The organism is Flavilitoribacter nigricans DSM 23189 = NBRC 102662, assembly GCF_002646595.1.
Taxonomy (GTDB): domain Bacteria; phylum Bacteroidota; class Bacteroidia; order Chitinophagales; family Saprospiraceae; genus Flavilitoribacter; species Flavilitoribacter nigricans.
Map to the genome: position 1 here is coordinate 144,988 of NZ_PDUD01000023.1, position 19,647 is coordinate 164,634.

Annotated in this window: 22 protein-coding genes; 6 read left to right on the forward strand and 16 right to left on the reverse strand. The window is 53.0% G+C overall.

The window, feature by feature from the left end; genetic code table 11:
- The first annotated feature begins 13 nt into the window (after nucleotides 1-13).
- A complete protein-coding gene (locus tag CRP01_RS18480) occupies nucleotides 14-826 on the forward strand; it encodes a PorV/PorQ family protein (RefSeq protein WP_099151569.1) in 813 nt (270 codons plus the stop codon).
- 41 nt (nucleotides 827-867) lie between these two features.
- Here CRP01_RS18480 and CRP01_RS18485 read toward each other — a convergent pair whose 3' ends face one another.
- From CRP01_RS18485 to CRP01_RS18510, 6 genes are all read right to left on the reverse strand, one after another.
- Nucleotides 868-1,287, reverse strand: coding sequence for a DoxX family protein (locus CRP01_RS18485; protein WP_099151570.1), 420 nt, complete (start codon nucleotides 1,285-1,287; stop codon nucleotides 868-870).
- A gap of 186 nt (nucleotides 1,288-1,473) precedes the next feature.
- Complete coding sequence (locus tag CRP01_RS18490) at nucleotides 1,474-2,028, reverse strand: GNAT family N-acetyltransferase (RefSeq protein ID WP_222845768.1); 555 nt, start codon at nucleotides 2,026-2,028, stop codon at nucleotides 1,474-1,476.
- Nucleotides 2,010-3,572, reverse strand: a complete 1,563-nt coding sequence (locus CRP01_RS18495; RefSeq protein ID WP_099151571.1) for an NAD(P)/FAD-dependent oxidoreductase — start codon at nucleotides 3,570-3,572, stop codon at nucleotides 2,010-2,012. Before CRP01_RS18495 ends, CRP01_RS18490 begins: the two co-directional genes overlap by 19 nt.
- Nucleotides 3,573-3,658: 86 nt before the next feature.
- Nucleotides 3,659-4,126 (reverse strand): hypothetical protein, encoded by a 468-nt coding sequence (locus CRP01_RS18500; RefSeq protein ID WP_170110437.1) that lies wholly within the window; start codon nucleotides 4,124-4,126, stop codon nucleotides 3,659-3,661.
- Nucleotides 4,127-4,191: 65 nt separating this feature from the next.
- Nucleotides 4,192-5,013: a 3-deoxy-8-phosphooctulonate synthase gene (gene kdsA / locus CRP01_RS18505; RefSeq protein ID WP_099151573.1), complete on the reverse strand. Its 822-nt coding sequence runs from the start codon at nucleotides 5,011-5,013 to the stop codon at nucleotides 4,192-4,194.
- A gap of 77 nt (nucleotides 5,014-5,090) precedes the next feature.
- A complete protein-coding gene (locus CRP01_RS18510) occupies nucleotides 5,091-5,453 on the reverse strand; it encodes a DUF2116 family Zn-ribbon domain-containing protein (protein ID WP_099151704.1) in 363 nt (120 codons plus the stop codon).
- 265 nt (nucleotides 5,454-5,718) lie between these two features.
- Between CRP01_RS18510 and CRP01_RS18515 the strand changes: the two genes are divergently transcribed.
- Nucleotides 5,719-6,147: a hypothetical protein gene (locus tag CRP01_RS18515; protein WP_099151574.1), complete on the forward strand. Its 429-nt coding sequence runs from the start codon at nucleotides 5,719-5,721 to the stop codon at nucleotides 6,145-6,147.
- A 143-nt stretch (nucleotides 6,148-6,290) separates the two neighbouring features.
- On the opposite strand, the gene CRP01_RS18520 is transcribed toward CRP01_RS18515, so the two are convergent.
- The 3 genes from CRP01_RS18520 to CRP01_RS18530 all read right to left on the reverse strand — a co-directional run bounded on the left by CRP01_RS18520 (nucleotide 6,291) and on the right by CRP01_RS18530 (nucleotide 8,413).
- A complete protein-coding gene (locus tag CRP01_RS18520) occupies nucleotides 6,291-6,617 on the reverse strand; it encodes a HesB/IscA family protein (protein ID WP_099151575.1) in 327 nt (108 codons plus the stop codon).
- 84 nt (nucleotides 6,618-6,701) lie between these two features.
- A complete protein-coding gene (locus CRP01_RS18525) occupies nucleotides 6,702-7,151 on the reverse strand; it encodes a hypothetical protein (RefSeq protein ID WP_099151576.1) in 450 nt (149 codons plus the stop codon).
- A 71-nt stretch (nucleotides 7,152-7,222) separates the two neighbouring features.
- Nucleotides 7,223-8,413, reverse strand: coding sequence for an IscS subfamily cysteine desulfurase (locus CRP01_RS18530; RefSeq protein WP_099151577.1), 1,191 nt, complete (start codon nucleotides 8,411-8,413; stop codon nucleotides 7,223-7,225).
- Nucleotides 8,414-8,575: 162 nt separating this feature from the next.
- Here CRP01_RS18530 and CRP01_RS18535 point away from each other — a divergent pair, with 162 nt between their 5' ends.
- Nucleotides 8,576-9,745 (forward strand): methylmalonyl-CoA mutase family protein, encoded by a 1,170-nt coding sequence (locus CRP01_RS18535; RefSeq protein ID WP_099151578.1) that lies wholly within the window; start codon nucleotides 8,576-8,578, stop codon nucleotides 9,743-9,745.
- A gap of 24 nt (nucleotides 9,746-9,769) precedes the next feature.
- Here CRP01_RS18535 and CRP01_RS18540 read toward each other — a convergent pair whose 3' ends face one another.
- Nucleotides 9,770-10,381, reverse strand: a complete 612-nt coding sequence (locus CRP01_RS18540) for a nucleotidyltransferase family protein (RefSeq protein WP_099151579.1) — start codon at nucleotides 10,379-10,381, stop codon at nucleotides 9,770-9,772.
- A 113-nt stretch (nucleotides 10,382-10,494) separates the two neighbouring features.
- On the opposite strand from CRP01_RS18540, the gene CRP01_RS18545 reads away from it, so the two are divergent.
- Both CRP01_RS18545 and CRP01_RS18550 read left to right on the forward strand, forming a co-directional pair.
- Entirely contained in the window at nucleotides 10,495-11,508 is a 1,014-nt protein-coding gene (locus CRP01_RS18545; RefSeq protein ID WP_143473434.1) for an alpha/beta hydrolase, read from the forward strand.
- A 389-nt stretch (nucleotides 11,509-11,897) separates the two neighbouring features.
- A complete protein-coding gene (locus CRP01_RS18550; protein ID WP_170110438.1) occupies nucleotides 11,898-13,643 on the forward strand; it encodes an OmpA family protein in 1,746 nt (581 codons plus the stop codon).
- Between the two features lie 524 nt (nucleotides 13,644-14,167).
- Here CRP01_RS18550 and CRP01_RS42350 read toward each other — a convergent pair.
- The 6 genes from CRP01_RS42350 to CRP01_RS18570 all read right to left on the reverse strand — a co-directional run bounded on the left by CRP01_RS42350 (nucleotide 14,168) and on the right by CRP01_RS18570 (nucleotide 18,735).
- Nucleotides 14,168-14,314 (reverse strand): hypothetical protein, encoded by a 147-nt coding sequence (locus tag CRP01_RS42350; RefSeq protein ID WP_170110439.1) that lies wholly within the window; start codon nucleotides 14,312-14,314, stop codon nucleotides 14,168-14,170.
- A 95-nt stretch (nucleotides 14,315-14,409) separates the two neighbouring features.
- The gene (locus CRP01_RS18555) at nucleotides 14,410-15,120 is read right to left on the reverse strand and encodes an outer membrane beta-barrel protein (RefSeq protein WP_170110440.1); all 711 of its coding nucleotides are present in this window, start codon (nucleotides 15,118-15,120) and stop codon (nucleotides 14,410-14,412) included.
- A 136-nt stretch (nucleotides 15,121-15,256) separates the two neighbouring features.
- Nucleotides 15,257-15,856 (reverse strand): DUF5683 domain-containing protein, encoded by a 600-nt coding sequence (locus CRP01_RS42355; RefSeq protein WP_170110441.1) that lies wholly within the window; start codon nucleotides 15,854-15,856, stop codon nucleotides 15,257-15,259.
- Nucleotides 15,857-15,942: 86 nt separating this feature from the next.
- Nucleotides 15,943-16,941, reverse strand: a complete 999-nt coding sequence (locus CRP01_RS18560) for a ParB/RepB/Spo0J family partition protein (protein WP_222845770.1) — start codon at nucleotides 16,939-16,941, stop codon at nucleotides 15,943-15,945.
- Nucleotides 16,942-17,156: 215 nt separating this feature from the next.
- Complete coding sequence (locus tag CRP01_RS18565; RefSeq protein ID WP_099151583.1) at nucleotides 17,157-17,939, reverse strand: ParA family protein; 783 nt, start codon at nucleotides 17,937-17,939, stop codon at nucleotides 17,157-17,159.
- Between the two features lie 121 nt (nucleotides 17,940-18,060).
- Nucleotides 18,061-18,735, reverse strand: coding sequence for a metal-dependent hydrolase (locus tag CRP01_RS18570; RefSeq protein WP_099151584.1), 675 nt, complete (start codon nucleotides 18,733-18,735; stop codon nucleotides 18,061-18,063).
- 364 nt (nucleotides 18,736-19,099) lie between these two features.
- Between CRP01_RS18570 and CRP01_RS18575 the strand changes: the two genes are divergently transcribed.
- On the forward strand, nucleotides 19,100-19,639 hold the full coding sequence (locus CRP01_RS18575; protein WP_143473435.1) for an NADPH-dependent FMN reductase: 540 nt from the start codon (nucleotides 19,100-19,102) through the stop codon (nucleotides 19,637-19,639).
- Nucleotides 19,640-19,647: the final 8 nt, after the last annotated feature.

Consider the following 19,647-nt stretch of genomic DNA (forward strand, 5'->3'; position numbering starts at 1 on the left):
TTACCGTATCCCCATGAAAACCCTGCTCGCTTTCATTCTTGCCCTTGGTTTCGGGTTGATCCTGCCCGCACAGAATGGTGTATTCATTGCTACCAATGCCCGGAGTATCGGCCTGGGAGGGAGTGGAGTAGCCGCAAGTGGACTGGCCAGTCTGGGCAACAATCCAGCCGGATTAGCGGATCTGGAAAACTGGGGTGCAGGCGTTCAGGCCGAACAGCGTTTCCTGCTTTCCGAACTGCAACTGCTCACTGCGGCCGGTGCGCTCCCCACGGCATCCGGTAGCTTCGGCTTACAGATCAATTATTTCGGTTTTGAAGCGTATAATGAGCAGAAGATCGGGCTGACCTACGCCCGGAAGCTTTTTGATCAGCTGTATCTCGGCGCGCAGGTAGGAGTGTTCAATACCCGGATCCCGGAGTATGGTTCGCGGGCGCTGGTCACTTTCGATGTGGGACTGCTGGCTCCCATCAGCCGGGAGATCACCTTTGGTTTTCAGCTCATCAACCCGATGCGGATGGAGATCATCGACGGAGAATACCTGGCCACCGTCCTGCGTTTCGGTCTGGATTACCAACCGGCGGAAAAGATCCATTTACTGGCGGAAGTGGAAAAGGATATCCAACAGCCCGTTCGCGTACATGCCGGCCTGGAATACCGGATCGTAGACCCGCTATACCTGCGACTGGGAGTAGCTACCGAACCGGTATCGATGAGTTTTGGCTTCGGTTACGTACTGGCGGGCGGCCTGGCGATTGACGTGGCGGCCAGTTACCATCAGATCCTGGGTTTTACCCCGGCCCTGGGCATCACTTATCGGGGAGAATAAATTCCGAAATCAACCAGCCAAACTTCACCACTGGATCTTATCTAGGCATTCGGCACCTTGGCCGTAGCAAACAGGCGTTTAATACTGAATCGTCCGCTGCCGTTCACCCAAACCATCAGTAGTCCACCGGTGATGGCAATATTTTTCATAAACATAATGGCCTGTAGCCGTTCCTCATCGGGCGGATCGTTCCAGAAGGAATGAACGATAAAGGTAACGGGTACCCAGTAAAGCAGTAGCATAAAAGCGCCGAGACTGGCCCGGTAACCGGAAAGGATCATCAAACCACCGAGCACCAGCACCGCAATGGCACTGAAGAGCAGAAAGTCCTGCTGCCAGTTAATACCATATTCCGTCATGGTCGCTTTGGTGGCTTTCATGTAAAAGATGGAATCGTAAGCTTCGTACAGGAAAATAAAGGACAGGAAAATACGACCGAGGAGATCACCAATATCTTTCATTATGGTTTCTTGTTTGGTTGGTTAGTAGTTCGTTTCGGAAATTCATGGTGGCTGGCTGCAAAAGTAAGATTAAAAATGAATTTTTGGCGGGTAATTGTCCGTCGGTAGCGGGACCTTTCAACGAAACTACCATTCGTTTTTTCGCCAAAAAAACACTCAAATTCCGGGCCTGCTACTGGCATCCCTCTATAAGTCCATCGTCAGTGTGATCCGGTCGCGGCAGCGGATGCCGTTTTCCCAGATGGGCTCGGGATAATTCCGGATAAAGAAATCGGTATCGATCTGCCGGATGCGGAAACCGGTCTTTTGGTACAGGTACAACTGGCCGATACTGGAATTACCCGTCCGGATCAGTAAGGTCCGGGCCCCGGCGGCGGTCGCCCGCCGGATGGCTTCCCGTAGCAGTCGGCTGCCGAGCCCGTTTCCCTGCAAGTCCGCCCGGACGGCAATGTTCTTTATTTCGTACTCCCGATCTCCCAGGTCCTGCAATACCAGGCAGGCGACCGGTATTCCATTCTGCTCGAGGAGCAGTAGGTCAGATCTAAACAGATAGATGCTGATTAGGTCCCAATGGGGATCCGCAAGCTGGAGCAACGCCCGCAGTTGCGGAGATACCTCCGCTACTTGCTGCGGGTGCATGATCCGCGTGGTGAGATGGGAAAGCTTCATGGTAATTGCCGGATATTCGGGCGCTACAGATGCAATGGTCGTATAGACTACTACTACACTTCCACCCGCCATTTTTGTACGGCGCGAGCCACATTCTGCCCATCCATAGCGGCGGAGATGATCCCACCCGCGTAGCCGGCGCCCTCCCCGCAGGGAAATAGTCCCAACACGTCGTCGTGCATGTAAGTTTGGGGATTGCGGGGAATCCGAACGGGAGAACTCGTGCGGCTCTCTGTACCGATCACATTGGCCTCTTCCGTGTAGTAGCCCCGCATTTTGCGACCGAAGGTCTGGACGGCCTCCCGCAGCCGGGTGTAGATGCCGGACGGCAATAATTCGTGCAGAGGAGCCGGATAAAGTCCCGGAATGTAGGAGGAATCGGGCAGGTCCGCCGACAGTTTGCCCTGAACAAAATCCGGCAATCGCTGGGCCGGGGCCCGCTGACTGCCGTCCCCGTACTGAAATAGTTTTTGTTCTACGGCCCGCTGGAGTTCCAGCGCGGCAAAAACGCCCTTGTTTTGGTAAGGTTCCAGGTCTTCCATGTCGATGGCGACCACCGTCCCCGAATTGGCGTAGGGAGAATCCCGCCGGGATAAAGACATACCGTTCACCACGATCTCACCGGGAGCGGTAGCGGCAGGCACCACCAAACCACCCGGACACATACAAAAGGAGAACACTCCACGGCCGTCCACCTGGCAGGCCAGCCGATAGCTGGAAGCCGGCAGATGTTCATCCCGGGGTGACTGGTTATACTGAATGCGATCGATCAGCGGTTGGGGATGTTCAATACGTACGCCCAGCGCAAAGGGTTTGGCTTCGAGGCTGACCCCCCTACGATCGAGCAGGTAGTAAATATCGCGGGCGGAGTGACCGGTGGCCAGAATAACGGAATCCGCGAGATATTCATCCCGGTCGTTGACCACCACTCCCCGGACTTTCCCCCCGTCGAGGATCAGATCGGTGACCCAACTGTCGAAATGTACCTCGCCGCCGTAGTGCCGGATCGTTTCCCGGATATTGGCCACGATCTGCGGTAACTTGTTGGAACCGATATGGGGGTGAGCGTCGATCATAATATCGGAAACGGCGCCGTGTTCTACCAGCAGTCGCAGGGCTTTTTCGATATTTCCCCGTTTGTGCGAGCGCGTATACAGCTTTCCGTCGGAATACGTACCGGCACCTCCTTCACCGAAACAGTAGTTGGAATGCGGATTAACTTCGCCGAACTGTTGGATGCCGCGCAGATCCCGGCGACGGGAACGGACGTCTTTTCCCCGGTCAAAAACGATGGGTTTCAGTCCGAGCTCGATCAGCTCCAAAGCGGCGAAATAACCGGCAGGGCCGGCGCCGACAATGAGGACCGGTTCTTTTTTCGAAACATCCTGAAAACGTTCGAGAATGGCGGGTTCGGCGGTGGGCTGTTCATCGATATAAACGGCTACCCGCAGCCGGAAAAAGGGGCGTGAACCCCGCGCGTCGATCGATCGGCGCAATTGCTGAACATCCTTTACCCGTCCTGCGGGAACACCGCTTTTTTTAACGGCACGCTGACGGATAACTTCCGGATTGGCCGCCTCTTCGGGCAGCAATTTTAGTTCAAGTTCCTTGATCACTCCGTGAATCTTATAGTACAGTTATGTGAATTATCACCGATCAAAAGAAAAATGGAATGTTCCTATTTTGACCGGGGTGCGGCGGATCATTTTTCCTCTTCTGTTTTGGGCGGTCGGGCCCAGAGCTTTTCGCCTTTCTGCTCAAAATTCTTGGGTACAAAGATACGGACAGTGATCCGTTCTTCGCATTCTCCGAATTTTGTGCGTATCCGCTTGCGCTCGGTATCCTTGGACAGGAGCGACATCAGTTCCGTGCTGTTGGAATCAGAAACGATGGTGTAGCGCTCGTTCTTCAGGAAGAACTGGAGTACACTTTCCGAAGCCTGGTACAATTGCACCTGGGTTTCCGTCATCAACTGGTTACCCGCCCAGGTTTCCACGGTATAAGGATCCACCAGGTCGATGAGGACCTGATCGATGCTATCCAGCTGGAAAGTCTGGTGCTGCGTGTGTTTGAGCTGGGCCGACAGGCTAAGCGTAGCGGTCAGGAGCAACAGCAAGGTCATTCCTGAAGTTTTCAAAAATTGGTTCTTTAAGGCAAGTCGTTTCAACATGTTGGGATGGTTTATCTCATTAGAACGTTACGGATCGGGCTTTGTTTTTCAGACAGCCGTCAGGATCAGGATAATACGGCTGCTTCCCGGATCCGGACGAGTTTTTCCAATAATCCTTCCAGCCGTTCCAGCGGCAGCATATTCGCTCCGTCGGATTTGGCTTCGGCGGGCCGGGGGTGCGTTTCAATGAACAGGCCGTCGACACCCGCCGCGATCCCGGCTTTGGCCACCGTTCCGATCAGGGCCGGCCGGCCTCCGGTAACGCCGCTGGGCTGGTTGGGTTGTTGCAGGGAATGGGTACAGTCCAGCACCACCGTAGCCCCGAAGGACTGCATGGTGGGAATACCGCGGTAATCGATCACCAGATCCTGGTAACCGAAGGTCGTACCTCTTTCGGTCAGAATAACTTTTTCGTTTCCGGATTCGGTAACTTTTTCCATAGCGAATTTCAGGGCCTCGGCGCTGACGAACTGCCCTTTTTTGACATTGACTACCTTGCCCGTTTCCGCTGCCGCCTGCAGCAAACTGGTCTGCCGGCAGAGAAAGGCCGGAATCTGCAAAATATCGACATAGGCGGCGGCCATGGCCGCTTCGGGTTCGGAGTGGATGTCGGTAGTGACGGGGATATCGAATTCCCGGTTCACTTTTGCCAGGATCTCCAGGGCTTTTTCGTCCCCGATACCGGTGAAGGAATCGATGCGCGAGCGGTTGGCTTTGCGGTAAGAGCCTTTAAAGATATAGGGTATATTCAGTTTGTAGCAAAGATTGGCAACCTGTTCGGCGATCTCCAGGGCCATGGTTTCGCCCTCAATGGCGCAGGGGCCGGCGATCAGGAAAAACTGCCCGGAATCCAGTGATTTAAGTTTGGGAATCAGCTTGAGGTCCATGTATTTTTATTTTGCAGGATGAGCTGCAAAATTAGTAGACTATTTCGATAAAAGGTGAGTTAAAGTGAGAAAGGAGTTTACTCTACGTATTGTTGTCGGATGACGAGCGCCAGAAAATCGTCGTCCAGTTTCAGGTAGCCGTGTTCGTAGCAGAAATAATAGACATTCCCGGATTTCGTTCGGTATTCGTTGGTGAAGTAGCTGAATTTAAATCCTTTTTCGAGGAGGGCATCGCGGTGGACCTTGGTCTTTCCCCGGGGATTCAATTCGGCCAGGATGCGGCGATTCTTGCGTAATATGTTGTTGATATTCCGCATAAAATTGGTCGCATCACTGTTCTGTTTATTGTGAAAAGTACTACGGCAGTGATCCGAACAGAACCTTTTATCTTGGCGGCCGTGGAAACTTTCTCCACAGACCAGACACGTTTTTTTCTTCATGCTTTGAGCGGCGTTTTCGACTAAAAACATGTTTAAAATTCAGTAATCGGCTTTCGAATGTCCCTTTTCCGCTGACACTTCGTTACGAAAAGTGGCTTGATAGCGCTGCTATCATCCACTTCCCGCGCCTCGTTTCAACCGAAAATGGATCATTCTCACCACAAAGACCGAAATCTAAACATGTTCTAAAAACCAACTTCTAAGTTAAGACTTTTTTAAATATTTTGTTTGTAATTGGCGTTATAGCACTGAAAATAAAATTAATATGATGATGAAGTATCGAATCGTGGGCATTTTTGTCCTTCTGATGTTGGGTTTGGGGGTCAACGCACAGGCTCAATCCCGCAAGCAGGCCGAAAAACAGGAAGCATCCGCAAAAGCGGAAAAAAAGGAAGGCATTTCCATTTTTAAGAAAAAGTCCGCTTCTAAGGAAGAAGCAGCCAGGGAAAAAGATTACAAGGAACTAAAAGAAAGTCACAAAAACGCCAAATCGGAAGTGCGGGTTTCCCGTAAGGAACGCAAGGCGGCGGAAGCTAAAGAGCAGGCAGCCCGTGCCAGAGCGGCGGCGATCCGTGCGGACAAACGCGCGGCCAAAGCCGATAAACGTGCGGATAAAGCGGAAGTGAAAGCGGTTAAGGCCCGCAAGAAATTCATTCAGTTGCCGACTTCAAAAAAGAAGAACCAAAACCGTTAGCAGAATAGTATTCCGGTCCAAAGGAGTGTAGCCGGGAGAAATGAATAAAGCTGCGGGGCCTGATTGGTATATATTTATCGCCTTTACGGTAAAAAATACGCTAAACGATCACCTTGGTCATTCAGGCCCCGCAGCTCCATGAATTATACCGCAAAACTCTCACCGCACGCACAGGTACGGGAAGCATTGGGATTATTGAAGAAGAAGCCCTTTCCTTCCAGGCCTCCGGAAAATTCCAGTGTGGTATTGAACAGATAGAGCATGCTGCGGAGGTCGGTCACCACCTTCACGCCATTGTCTTCAAAGACCTGATCATCCGCCTTCACCTCGTTGTCAAAATCCATATTATAGGTCAGGCCCGAGCAGCCACCGCTGGTCACGGACACCCGCACGAAGTGCTCCGGTGTCAATTGATCCTTTATTCTTATCTCTTCGATCCGCTTTTTTGCAGATTCCGCTACATAAACCATAGTCGTATGATTGTTCTTTACGCTTTACAAATATAAGAACGTTTTTGATAAGGCTGAGGTTTAATTTGCCCTGCAGCTCTGCCCTTATCTTCGCTCAAAGTAGTTATCGCAGCCGTCGATATAGCTTTCGAAAAACACCAGCAGGTCCTCGCAGATCACGATATCTCCGTTCAGCCAGGGCTGGATCTGGGAGGTCGTCAACGCAAAATTCTCGCTACCGCGAGGTATCACTTCCCAGGTATCCTGGCGGTCCAGCAGGCCATCCCGGTAGATCTCGAGTTCGTGGTTTTCTTTAAACACCAGGCGCAGATCTCCCACGGGGATCTCTTCCATTTCACCGCTGTAGCAGGAATAGTAGACGTGGTCCCATTCGCCGATCAGGGCGTCATCCACGGACTCCAATGTCCAGGTCTCGTCCTGGTAGCAATTGTAAGCGCCTTCGATAGAGTAGGGGAGTGCGGTTTCTTCCTGACAGGCCGGCAGGAAAACAATCAGGAGTAGCAGGCCCAGCCAGGCCCGTTGGTTTCGGTGCATATTTGTTTTATCTAAGAACAGTTTAAAATTGGGGACGACTAATCGGCTTCCGCGTTTGCCTGCGGGCGCGATCAGATTATTCCTTCCTTGAACATTTCCCATACCGGACTTTCCGCACGTAAGGCTTGCACGCCTTTCACGATCAGCTCTACGGTACGATCGACATCTCGAGCTTCAGAAAACCGGCCGAAGCTAAAGCGAATGGATCCTTTGAGCCATTCTTCCGCCAGTCCCATTGCCTGCAATACGTGCGAGGGTTCCAGCGATGCGGAGGAGCAAGCCGAACCGGTGGCCACAGCAATACTGCGGTTGAAGGAGGAGATCAGCGCTTCGGCGTCCACGTGGCGGAAAGACAGATTGCTCACATGGGACAGCCGGTGTTCCCGGCTTCCGTTGATCTTGACGGCTTCCAGCTCCTGCTGTAGGGACTGTTCCAACCGGTCGCGCAGTCCGGCCAGTCGCCGGCTTTCTTCCGCCATGACCGATCCGGCAATTTCAGCGGCTTTACCAAAACCGACAACCGCCGGTACGTTCAGGGTGCCGGATCGCATACCCTGCTCGTGGCCGCCGCCGTGGATCTGGGCCGCGAGTTTTACCCGCGGTCTCTGGCGACTTACGTAAAGCCCGCCAATCCCTTTCGGACCGTACATTTTATGGGCGGAAAAGGTCATGATATGGATCCCCGTTTCCCGTGGGTTAACCGGGATCTTGCCCACCGCCTGGGTGGCATCACTCATGAGCAGGACTCCCTTCCGGGTACAGATCTCTCCGATCTCGGCCATCGGCTGGATCACTCCGGTCTCGTTATTGGCCCACATGACGGACACCAGGATGGTATCCGGGCGAATGGCGGCTTCCAGTTCTTCCAGGTCGATCAGCCCGTCCGCATCCACATCGAGATAGGTGATCTCGGCGCCGAGCTTTTCCAGGTAGCCGGTGGTATCCAGCACCGCTTTGTGCTCCGTTTTTACGGTGATGATGTGCTGACCTTTGCGCTGGTACAACTGGAATACGCCTTTGATGGCCAGATTGTCGGCTTCCGTCGCTCCGGAGGTAAATACTACCTCCCGGGGATCGGCCTGAATGAGGCCCGCGATCTGCTGCCGGGCCTGGTCTACGGCCTCATCCGCTACCCAGCCGAAAGGATGGGTACGGCTCGCTGCATTGCCGGGTTTTTCGTAAAAATAGGGCAACATAGCTTCCACCACCTGGGGATCGACCGGGGTGGTAGCATTGTAATCCAGATATATCAGTTGCTGCATAGATGTTGGTCTGTTGGTCGTAATTCGGTAGATTATCGGTCGGCCAGCACGGGCTCCGGAGGGGAAATAATCTGCTGACCGCTCTATACCGACTTGCCGCAATTCTTCACTTCTTGGTGTAAAATTAACTATTTTGCCAGGGAAATTGTTGACCTTAGTGATATGAATAAAACCAAAGACCTCTTTACCGAATTCCCGGAAACCAGCAAGGCCGACTGGATCGCCAAATTGGAAAAAGAACTCAAAGGCAAATCGTTTGCCGACCTGCAGTGGCAACTGGATGAAGACATCAAACTGGATCCTTTTTATCATCCGGAAGATATGCCGCAGCCCCCCGAGCCCATCTTCCCGGGTGGTGGGAACGACTGGGAGATCGGTGAATATGTATTTGTCAATGATTTTAAAGCCGCCAATCAGCAGGCGCTGCGCGCCCTGCAGGACGGGGTAAACGCCCTCTTCTTCCAGATCAAACACGAACCGACGATCGAGGAACTGAAGATCCTGCTGGACGGCATCGAACTGGGGTATGTCTCCACGCATTTTGCACCTTATTATCCGGGAAAAAATCCGGTAAAGATCTTCCGCCTGCTGGAAGAGTTGCTGGCGGATCGTCCGGAACTGGCCCGGTCGGTGCGCGGCTCGATTGATTTTGATCCCCTGCTCGACTGGACAGATCCTCCACTGGATGATCTGGCTAAATATATTATGCTGGCCAAGGATTCCCTGCCCAACTTCAGCGTTTTACAGATCGATGCCAAAACTTACCACGGGGGCCCCGAAGATACGAGTCGGGAACTGGCTCTCGCCATTGCCAAGGGAAGTGAATACCTGGCCCAGATGCAGGAGCGGGGCGTGCCGCCGCTCGAGGTCAATCGCCGGCTTCAGTTTTCCATGGCCGTCAGTACCAGTTATTTCGTGGAGATCGCCAAACTGCGGGCCATTCGGTCCCTCTGGAACAATGTATTGGCGGCCTACGGGGTGGAAGACGCCGAACCGATTACCATCGTGGCTCATCTGGCTCCCGAAACCCAGGTGAAGGATCCGAATACAAACCGCATCAAAGCGGCCACCCAGGCAATGTCGGCCATCATCGGCGGCGTGGATCGCTTCTACGTACTCCCGGCGGATATCGATCACAAAGAACCAACCGGCCCGGCTTCCTACCGCCTGGCCCGGAATCTGCAGCATATCCTGAAAATGGAAAGCTTTTTTGATCAGGTAAGCGATCCGGCGGCGGGGAGCTATTATATTGAAAAGCTGACGGATGCATTGGCGGAATCGGCCTGGAAACAGTTTCAGGAGATTGAGGCGGCCGGTGGTTTTGGCGGTTAAAACAGACTTTGGTTTCCCGTTAACCTAATCCCTCTCCTTCAATTTCCGATACTCTTCGGGCGTGTCCAGGTCGAGGCGTCCTTCGGGCAGGTCCATCGGTTCGACCTGGTCCCGGAATTTTTGGAGCAATTTGCGGGCACCCGCTGCACCCTCCAGCGACAGCAGATGTGGAAAAAAGCTGTGGGCAAAGATCGCGGGCACTCCGAAAACACCCTCGTAGCGGGCCGCTGCGATCGGAGCGGAAGACTGTCGCCAGAGCTGGTAGAGATCCCTCAGGTGATCAGCATGGACCAGCGGCTGATCGACCAGACTGATGCCCACGCCGGCCCACACATCGGCTCCGTTTTTCACCAAATATTCCAGGCCGCTGCGAATCGTACTACCCATTCCTTCTGACCAGTCCGGATTGAAAACTATTTCCACCGAAAGATCGTTTAATTCGGGAGCGATCAGCTCCCGGTTTGCACCCAGTACAACGACGATCTTATCAGAGATGCCCGACTGCTGGATGGTAGAGACGGCATGACGGATCAGGCTCTGGCCCCGCCAACTAAGTAACTGCTTGGGTTGTCCCATCCGGGTGGAGGCTCCGGCCGCCAGTAACAGGTGCGCGATGGGTTTATTTTTAAGCGTCATAATTCAGGTTCTCAATTTTCAAACACCGCCTTTCCCTATCAAAACGGATAAGCCCGGCAAAAAGTCCGGGTATTTTCAGATTAACGTCCAATTCGCGAAAGAATCACAACTTAATGGCAATCAATTATTTGCTTCAACAATCAGCGTTCTCTATTTTGTTTAGCCTGGCCGGCCTCTCCCTGGCCCAGGCCCAGACGGTGCAGGGCCCCGCTCAGCCCCTGGCCGGTCCCGGCGGTGCGGATTACGTCTGCGATAGTGTGCAAATGTACGACTTCGCGGAAAAACCCTACGGATACTGGTTATTCGAACCCGGTGGTGATCAGCGACCCGATTCAGCGCAGGTGGTCGTCCTGATCCACGGTTACGGTGCCTACAACCCGATGATCTACGGCGACTGGATCGAACACCTCGTCCGGCGGGGCAATATCGTGATCTTTCCCCGCTTTCAGCGCAATCTGTTTTTTCCCCGTCCGGGAAAATTCGGCGACCATGCGGCCCGGGCAATCCGGGATGCTTTGCTGGAACTCGAACAACCGCAATACGTGCGGCCCGTAGCGGATTACCTGGTGGTGGCCGGGCACAGTTACGGTGGGGTGGTATCGGCCGATCTCGGCGTCAATTTTGTCGACTATGGCATTCCCCAGCCTCGGGCGATTTTGCTTTGTGCTCCCGGTAGCGGTCCGCTGAAGGGAGGCCGGCTGAAAACCTACAAAGCCATGCCCAAAAACACCAAGCTGGTGATCATGGCCAGCGAAGGGGACCGGGTGGTCGGTGACGAGTTTGCCCGCCTGGTCTTTGAGACCGCCGTACATACCCCGGAGCGAAACCTCATCTATCAGTATCGCGACTCTATCGGCATCGGTGCCGGGCACAGCCAGTGCTACGCGGTTAATCTGGAATTCGACAACGGGCGAAGGAATCCCACGGCCAATCGCGCGCTGCGTCGCGCCAGTTGCAATGCTCTGGATTATTACGGCTACTGGAAGATACTGGATGCCCTGATCAGTTGCCTGGATTCGGGCGACTATTGTCGTTATGCGCTCGGCAATACCCTGGAACAGCGTATGCTCGGCTACTGGAGCGACGGCCGGCCGGTGCGCGCACTGGAAGTGATCACCCCTAATTGACGGCGTTTCGGTAGCAGATCGGCCTTTTCCCATTAATGATAAGTTTGTAGTCAGCGTCTTAACGGGGCTGACCTGTCTCGACGATCCGGTACGGTAGGTTTCGGTAAAGTTCAGCTGTTACTTTTTTCCTATCCTGCGTTATAGGGATGTTGGTGGTACACCGGTTTTTAGTTATGCTGCATCTATTTTATTCAGAAGGTGTACACCAGAATATCGAAGTAGGTCGGAGATCGGAATAGCTGTTCTGTGAAGTGCATCAAAACATGGTCGAACCAATGGCGGATCATTCGTCATTTTTTAGGTTCATTTTCAAAAACGCTTTACGCAATGAGCGACCCTGTTCCACCGGCCTACTTCGCCCCCTTCCATCGCCACTAAAACCTTTTGTTATGTATAAGAACGCTCTACTCCTTATGTTCCTGGTATTGTGCGGAAGTTTATCCCTGCAGGCCCAGGAACAGGAAACCAGCATTGTTTATTTCGCCCTCGATAGCGATGTGCTGAGCCCGGATGCCCGGCAGCAATTGGACGGTTTGCTGGAAACGATAGGACAACTGGATCGCTGGAAACTGGACGTACGAGCCCATACCGATGCGACCGGTACCGATCAGTACAACGAAGCGCTGGCGCAAAGACGGGCGGCGGCCGTGCGCACTTACCTGACCGAGCGCGATCTGCCGACGGATCTGGTCAGTATCTCCACTTTTGGCGAGCACCGGCCCGCGGAAAGTAACGTTACGGAAACCGGACGGCAACGCAACCGTCGCGTCGAGATCGACCTCTACCACTGGCCCCTTCATTCGCTGAATGATCTGATCGGTGGGTTGAATGAGAATGGTGGTCAGTTTTTTAGCTTCGCTTCGGACCAATCCGTCGCCATCACCGGTGCGGACGGTACTACGGTCTGGATCCCTTCCGATATATTCGTACACGCCGACGGCCGGACGGCCCACGGTGACATCCAACTGGAAATGCGGGAAGCCTACACTTACGCCGATATGATCGCGCAGAGTCTGAGTACGCACTCCGGCGATCGCATCCTGGAGACCGGCGGTATGGTCTATCTCGAAGCCCGCCTGGGAGAGGAACAGCTTCAGCTCCGGGAAGGTGGTGAATTGGTGATCAGTATGCCTACCGAATCGACCTTGCCGGATATGCAGCTCTTCACCGGGGCCACCGATGCCAACGGCAACCTGCAGGACTGGAACCCTACCGGACAGGGATTCAAAACCAACAAGATGGCCACTCTGCGCATTGCCGACCCTCCGGCCATGCCCGATGTGCGAACCGGCATGACCTTCTTCAAGGAAGACCTTTCTGGTGAGCCGATAGAACCGGCTAAGCCGCGCGCACCGGTCTATCCGAGCGAACCCAAGCGGGAAAGTATTCAGTACAACCCCGGTTTTTTTAAAAAACTGGTCATGGGCCGCAAGAAGATCGAAGCCCGCGAAGAGGCGATCTACGCCCAAAAGGTAGAACAGTACGAAGCCCGGCTCGAACGTTATCCGGAACTGCTGGCGGCCCACGAACTGGAAATGGAACGCTATGAATCCAAGATGGACCGGTACCGCGAGGAAATGCTGGCTTATGAGGCCGGACTGAAAGCACAGTGGAAGGCCCACCAACAGCGTCAGCGGGAAAAATATAAGGAAGCCTATGAGCTGGCGGAAGTCAAATACCGCCGTACGCTGGAGGCTTACGAGGCATACAAAGCCAAGAAGATCGCCGATTACGAAGCGGCCGTAGAACAGGGCGCAGTCGATCAGCGTTCGCTGAACGAATATTTCTTCACCGTCAATAAAATGGGATGGATCAATTGCGATCGCTTCTATAATATTGCTGCTTCCGAAAAAGAGCCGCTGATGGTGATGGACGATGATGAGCAGGAAGAAAGGGTCTTTATCCTCTTCAAGGAAAGACGGAGCGCGCTGAATACCATTCGGAAGAAGGATCACTATACCACGCTTTCCGTTCCCCGGGGCATGGAAGTACGGGTGATCGGCCTGAAAGTGAAAGACGGCCGCCCTTTGCTGGCGATCCGGGAGGTCACGGTAGGCGAGATAGACCAGATCGAACTGGAATACGAACCCCGCCGCCTGTCGGAGATCCGGGAAACTATGGCCAGTCTCGATTAATAATTTGCAACACTGCTTACCCGGCTACATGAGTGTTGCCGGGTATGCAGGCTTCGGTTAATAGAAAAAAGTTTAGCCTGTTCTGGCCTCGATCTGTATGGGGGAAGCTGGAGAATGGTGCTTGTGATATTATGTCGGCGTTCCAAATGCCTCCGAGCGGTTAAGGTATTGGCTTTGGCGCAACTGTTCGTCGTAAGACAAACTGCGGAAAGCAGAGATAGGGTAAAACGGGATGAGGTGTGCAATTTCTTCATATCTGGTCGACGTTACAAACATCGACCAGCGGTAATGAGATGCGATTGCCAGACTACGGACAGCAAGTATACTACTTACAGCATGAGAAAACAATATTATAAAATCCCCCGCCTTCTGTAGTATATCCCAAACCCACATCGGGACCGCTGGTCGTCGTTTGCAACGACGACCCACTATAAAAACGAATTCACAGCCTACCAAAATTACTAAATCTTCGTATGGGTGGAGCGCTGGCGATTGGATATGAATTGCCGCTACCGGCATCACACTTACTCCAGCAAGCGGCCAAACTTCACCCCCAGGCGTACGTCCAGCGAATAGATATTCCGGTTGATGAGCTCATCCACCCTTGCTCCCCATAGTATATCCCAACCCCACATCGGGACCGCTGGTCGTCGTTCGCAACGACGACTCACTATAAAAACGAATTCACAGCCTACCAAAATTACTAAATCTTCCTATTGGTGGAGCGCTGGCGATTGGATATGAATTGCCGCTACCGGCATCACACTTACTCCAGCAAGCGGCCAAACTTCACCCCCAGGCGAACGCCCAGCGAATAAATATTCCGGTTGATGAGTTCATCCACGTACAAACCGCGCAGCCAGAACTGGAAATGCGGTTGCACCACGATCCGCAGATTGGGACTGAATGCTTTCTCCCAACCCAGGGCTGCCTGAAATTCCACATTGATATTCCGGAAATCCACCTCATCCGTCGGCGAATTGTCGACCGGATTGGTGCCGCCGTTACTGAAGAGGGTCGTACGGGTCCGATTGGTCAGGTTATAGGCAATGCCGGTTCCCATCATAAAGAAGAACTCATTATTCTCGTTGAGCGTCTGGTAAAAGGTGAGCTCTACGGGCACTTCCAGCAAATAATTGGTAAAGGTTTGTTCGTACTCATCCGCCTGTCCGCTAAAGGGATCGTCCGCGGGAATAGCCTGCCGGATGGTCCGGTAACCGGTATTCACCAGATTTGCTCCCAACTGGAAACCGATGAATTCCCCGCGCCACTGGATCGCGCCTCCGATAGAGTAGGAGGGTTTGGCAGCTTCCAGGCTGTCGATAGCATCGATCTGGGTCTGATTGAGGTTTTCAAAAACGATCAGGCGGCGGTCCGAATAATTGGGATAAAGGTTGATGCTGTACCAGGTGCCTTCCTGGGCGGACAGATCCAGGGCAAGCAGGCAGAGGCCCGCAAGAAGAAGATATTTGTTCATGGATGGTCTATTTAGTCGACAGGCGATCCGCCTACGGTCGATAGCACAAAGGTTAAAAGTCAGGATTAATAACGCAAACGGCGGGGAAGTTGATATTCCGAAGGCCGGAAGTTTTAGCCGTTTGGGCGGCACCGGGCTATTTGATCGGGATGACCACCCCAACGCCCATGACTGCCTGGCCGCTGACCGGGAGCATCTCCAGGGTAGGCTTGAGCCGGAACGAAAGATCGTCATCGATATCGAACTGCCGCAGGTGAGCGTCCACGTAAGCTTCGATCCCCTGCAGGGCGTAACCAAGCAAGAGGAATACATAACTCATCTGGGTATTCTTATCGTAGCGGTCGCGTAGGTTACGCAGCGTCCGGACATTATCGATGCTGGTGCCGGTAAATTCGTGCTCCTTATTATCCAGCTTCAATAGGTAAGCATCCTGGAGCCGGCGGTAGAGATCGGTATTGTAATCTATCGTGCGGTAGAGGGCGTAAAAGCCGCCGGCTACCAGCGGTACTTTCCACCAGTCCCGGTTATAGACCTGGCCGCCACTGGGAATGATGGACCACAGCAGCGCTTTTTTGGGCACCGGCCAGTTCGAATTTTTCTCAATCGCTTTATCGGCTTCCACCAGCAGGCTGTCGGTACTGGTATCGGGGCGGACGATTGTCGTGGTGTCCTGCCCGGACACAGACTGACTGAGTAAAAAACACAGCAGAGTAACGGAAAAAATGCGGTACAGCATGAGCCGGTGGTGTTAGATTCCTAAGCAGAACGCTCCGGGCATCCGGTTTGTGAGCCGAATGGCGGGCATTGACCTTTTGTTGACAATTAAAGCTGTTCGACGCATTTGAAAAAGAAATTCAACTGATCATTGTCTTTGAAGTCGATGATGATCCGGCCTTTCTGGTCATTATCCTCACTGATCTCCATTTTGACGTTGGGCGTACCAAAGAATACCCGGAAATCCTCCAGGATGCGGTCGCGTTCCGCCTGCAAGCGACTTTTCGGAGCTTCTTTTTTGCTCTTTTCTCCCTTGGGCGGATGATAAGTCTTGGCCAGCGTTTCCGCCGCTCTTACGGACATGAGTTTGCCTTCTTCATCGTACATTTTCCGGAGGCATTCCTTTTGCAGGAGTTTGTCCTTGATCCCGGCGATGGCCCGCGCGTGGCCCATGGTGATGCTTTTATTGCGCATGGCGTCCATAACGTCCGCGTGCAGGTCCAGCAGCCGCAGGTAGTTAGTTACGGTACTCCGTTTTTTCCCGACCCTTTCGGAAAGCACTTCGTCGGTAAGTTCAAATTCTTCTTTGAGGCGATAGTAACTGACCGCGATCTCGAATGGGTTGAGGTCTTCCCGCTGAATGTTCTCGATCAGAGCCATTTCCATGAGCGTCTGATCGTTGGCGATCCGGATAAAGGCCGGCACTTCCTGGAGGTCGGCCAGTTTGGAAGCCCGCCAGCGGCGTTCCCCGGAAATGATCTGGTACTGTTTATCGGCAAAGCGGCGTACAGTGATCGGCTGAATGATCCCGTGTACGCTGATGGATTCGGCGAGTTCCTGCAGGGCTTCTTTTTCAAATTCCCGCCGGGGCTGATCGGGATTGGCCTCGATCTGCTCGATGGGGATCATGGCGAAGTGGCTGGATAGCTCCTTGATCAGTCCCTCCGGATTAGTGGCGATCTGCTCATCGATATTATCGGGGATAAGCGCAGCCGTACCGGCACCCTGACTCTTCATCTTATTCACCATATTGGGATCCAGCCCAAAGGATTTCTTTCTCGTAGTACTTTTTTGGGGCCCGTCAGTACGTTTTTTCTTAATCGCCATAATATTTTTTGATTCTTTTTTTTTGGTGGACGGTTGATGGTGGACGGTAGACGGTAGACGGTAGACGGTCGGTCGAAGGTTGACGGTTGATGGTTTTTGCCGGTATGGATAATTTCACACTGTCTCCCTATCTCCAAATCTCCTTGTCCCCCCATCACCAAGTCTCCTCTTCTCCTTGTCTCCTCTTCTCCTTGTCTCCAAGTCACCCACTCTCATCAAGCGGTCACAATCGCATCCGAATTATTCTCCAGAAACTCCTTAGCCAGGTTTAGGAAATTGATGCTGCCTCTGCTGCCCGCATTTACCATCACAACCGGCTGGTGCATGTTGGGCGCTTCGCTGATCTTGGAATTCCGGTGGATGATGGTCTCGAAGACCAGACCCGGGAAGATCTCCCGCACCTGATCGACCACCTCATTGGCCAGACGGAGCCGGCTATCGTACATAGACAAGAGGATACCTTCGATCTCCAACTTGGGATTCAGACTCTTTTTCACCAGTTGGATGGTATTCTGCAACTGGGTAAGTCCTTCCAGGGCAAAGTATTCGCACTGCACGGGGATCAGCACGGAATCGGCGGCGGTCAGTGCATTGACCGTAACCAGACCGAGAGAAGGCAAGCAGTCGATGAAAATATAGTCGTAGTCATCTTTTACCTTTTCCACGATCTCGCTCATTACGTATTCCCGGCGCCAGCGGCTGGCCAGTTCCAGGTCTGCCCCCACCAGATTGATGTGGGAGGGGATGATCTCCAGATTGGGTGTATCGGTTTCGTAGATGGCTTCCTGCGGATCCAGTTCGTTGATCATGCAGTCGTAGATACTCTCGTCCACATCCTCGGGTAAAGCACCGACGCCGGAAGAGGCATTGGCCTGAGGATCGGCATCGATCAGGAGTACCTTTTTTTCCAGGATCGCCAGACTGGCGGCCAGGTTGATGGCCGTTGTGGTCTTGCCAACACCTCCTTTCTGATTCGCTATGGTAACTACTTTACCCATGTTTGTCTATTTGAATTTTTCGTTGAAAAATTTGCCGGAGCATGGTGCAGGGCACCTGTGTTTGCTTCGGAGTCGCGGTTGGCTGCCAACCCCGCGCCGCAGGCCCTGCACTATGCCGTACCTACATCGTTCCACCGACAGGCAGCAAAATTAACTCTTTTCCTTTATCCGCGAAAGCCTTTTTGGCCGCATCGTGGTCTATTTTAATAAATCCGAAAGTATCGTAGTGACAGCCGAGGATGCGATCGCACTCGATAAAATCGCTGGCAATAATGGAATCTTCGTAGCCCATCGTGAAATTATCACCGATGGGCAGAATGGCAAAATCCAGCTTCGGACAGGTCATCGGGATCAGTTTCAGGTCCATGGTCAGTGCGGTATCTCCGGCGTGGTAAAAACAGCCTTCGTCGTTCCAGACCACGAAACCGCCCGGATTACCGGCGTAAGTGCCGTCGGGTAATGAACTGGAGTGCACAGCGTTCACGTATTTTACCGTTCCGAAGTCGAATGCCCACTTGCCGCCGTGGTTCATCGGGTGGCCCTCGATATCTTTCTGGCCGTACCAGCTGTAGATCTCAAAGTTGGAAACGATCTTGGCGCCGGTTTTTTTCGCAATGCGCTCGGCATCTGCCGTGTGGTCCTGGTGGCCGTGGGTCAGCAGGATATAGTCGGCTTCAATACCGTCTACATTGACGTCTTTGGCTAATTCGTTGGGTGAAATAAATGGGTCAAAGAGGAGTTTTTTGCCTTTGGTCTCAATGCCAAAACAGGATTGGCCATAGTAAGTAATCTTCATAAAATATTGATATTTTGGGAAAGCTGCCCGAAGATAGCCAGCTTTCGAGAGAATAAAAAATGAATTCTTGTCCGGATCAGCGTGTCGGATGGCCGGTCGCTTTCTTCCCGGTAATTGCGGGGCGGTAGTCGAAAGGGCTCCCGGCAAATTAATGCGGTTTCCTTAAACAACTTTGGGGGAATAACTGTATACTTATGCAACTTAGAGATGCGAACTTGGCATCCATTAATAAAATTGAGCTGCCGAAAAATTGTTCAGTGGCCGGAAGGAAAGTCATCGTTAAACCTGCCGGCAGGGGATCCAACACCGGGCATCAGCTATCTATCTGTAAGGACTTGCATTGCAAGCTGAATTTTTTACCAATATGATCACAGTAATCTCGGGTACCAATCGAAAGGAAAGTGAAAGTCTGCTGTTTGCCCGCCAGATGGTGGCTTTTTTGCAGGCCAACACGGACGAGACGGTCAAGCTGTTGCCGCTGGAATCCATCCCCCACGACTGGTTTCATCCGGATATGTACGAAAAAGATCAGCAGTCACCCAGCCTGAGTGGCCTGCAGGATGATTTTGTGCTGTCTGCCTCCAAGTTCCTGTTTGTGGTACCGGAGTACAACGGAAGTATCCCCGGGGCGCTGAAATTGTTCCTGGATGCCTGTTCCATTCGCGAGTACCAGAGTAATTTCAAAGGCAAGAAAGCGGCCATGGTCGGTGTAGCCACCGGTCGGGCGGGCAATTTGCGCGGCATCGATCATCTGACCGCCATACTACACCACATGGGCACCTTGATCATGCCGGCCTATCTACCGATCTCCCGGATCGGTGCCCTCACTGAAGAAGGGAATATCCTCGATCAGGATACCCTCAAGGTAATGGAACAATTTGCGATCAACTTCCTGGCGTTTTAGATAGCCAA

What these genes read in the sequence shown, in the direction of transcription:
- CRP01_RS18480 (WP_099151569.1), top strand. Translation starts at nt 14, where the DNA reads ATGAAAACCCTGCTCGCTTTCATTCTTGCCCTTGGTTTCGGGTTGATC.
- CRP01_RS18485 (WP_099151570.1), bottom strand. Translation starts at nt 1,287, where the DNA reads ATGAAAGATATTGGTGATCTCCTCGGTCGTATTTTCCTGTCCTTTATT.
- CRP01_RS18490 (WP_222845768.1), bottom strand. Translation starts at nt 2,028, where the DNA reads ATGGCGGGTGGAAGTGTAGTAGTAGTCTATACGACCATTGCATCTGTA.
- CRP01_RS18500 (WP_170110437.1), bottom strand. Translation starts at nt 4,126, where the DNA reads ATGTTGAAACGACTTGCCTTAAAGAACCAATTTTTGAAAACTTCAGGA.
- kdsA (WP_099151573.1), bottom strand. Translation starts at nt 5,013, where the DNA reads ATGGACCTCAAGCTGATTCCCAAACTTAAATCACTGGATTCCGGGCAG.
- CRP01_RS18510 (WP_099151704.1), bottom strand. Translation starts at nt 5,453, where the DNA reads ATGAAGAAAAAAACGTGTCTGGTCTGTGGAGAAAGTTTCCACGGCCGC.
- CRP01_RS18515 (WP_099151574.1), top strand. Translation starts at nt 5,719, where the DNA reads ATGATGATGAAGTATCGAATCGTGGGCATTTTTGTCCTTCTGATGTTG.
- CRP01_RS18520 (WP_099151575.1), bottom strand. Translation starts at nt 6,617, where the DNA reads ATGGTTTATGTAGCGGAATCTGCAAAAAAGCGGATCGAAGAGATAAGA.
- CRP01_RS18525 (WP_099151576.1), bottom strand. Translation starts at nt 7,151, where the DNA reads ATGCACCGAAACCAACGGGCCTGGCTGGGCCTGCTACTCCTGATTGTT.
- CRP01_RS18530 (WP_099151577.1), bottom strand. Translation starts at nt 8,413, where the DNA reads ATGCAGCAACTGATATATCTGGATTACAATGCTACCACCCCGGTCGAT.
- CRP01_RS18535 (WP_099151578.1), top strand. Translation starts at nt 8,576, where the DNA reads ATGAATAAAACCAAAGACCTCTTTACCGAATTCCCGGAAACCAGCAAG.
- CRP01_RS18540 (WP_099151579.1), bottom strand. Translation starts at nt 10,381, where the DNA reads ATGACGCTTAAAAATAAACCCATCGCGCACCTGTTACTGGCGGCCGGA.
- CRP01_RS18545 (WP_143473434.1), top strand. Translation starts at nt 10,495, where the DNA reads ATGGCAATCAATTATTTGCTTCAACAATCAGCGTTCTCTATTTTGTTT.
- CRP01_RS18550 (WP_170110438.1), top strand. Translation starts at nt 11,898, where the DNA reads ATGTATAAGAACGCTCTACTCCTTATGTTCCTGGTATTGTGCGGAAGT.
- CRP01_RS18555 (WP_170110440.1), bottom strand. Translation starts at nt 15,120, where the DNA reads ATGAACAAATATCTTCTTCTTGCGGGCCTCTGCCTGCTTGCCCTGGAT.
- CRP01_RS42355 (WP_170110441.1), bottom strand. Translation starts at nt 15,856, where the DNA reads ATGCTGTACCGCATTTTTTCCGTTACTCTGCTGTGTTTTTTACTCAGT.
- CRP01_RS18560 (WP_222845770.1), bottom strand. Translation starts at nt 16,941, where the DNA reads ATGGCGATTAAGAAAAAACGTACTGACGGGCCCCAAAAAAGTACTACG.
- CRP01_RS18565 (WP_099151583.1), bottom strand. Translation starts at nt 17,939, where the DNA reads ATGGGTAAAGTAGTTACCATAGCGAATCAGAAAGGAGGTGTTGGCAAG.
- CRP01_RS18570 (WP_099151584.1), bottom strand. Translation starts at nt 18,735, where the DNA reads ATGAAGATTACTTACTATGGCCAATCCTGTTTTGGCATTGAGACCAAA.
- CRP01_RS18575 (WP_143473435.1), top strand. Translation starts at nt 19,100, where the DNA reads ATGATCACAGTAATCTCGGGTACCAATCGAAAGGAAAGTGAAAGTCTG.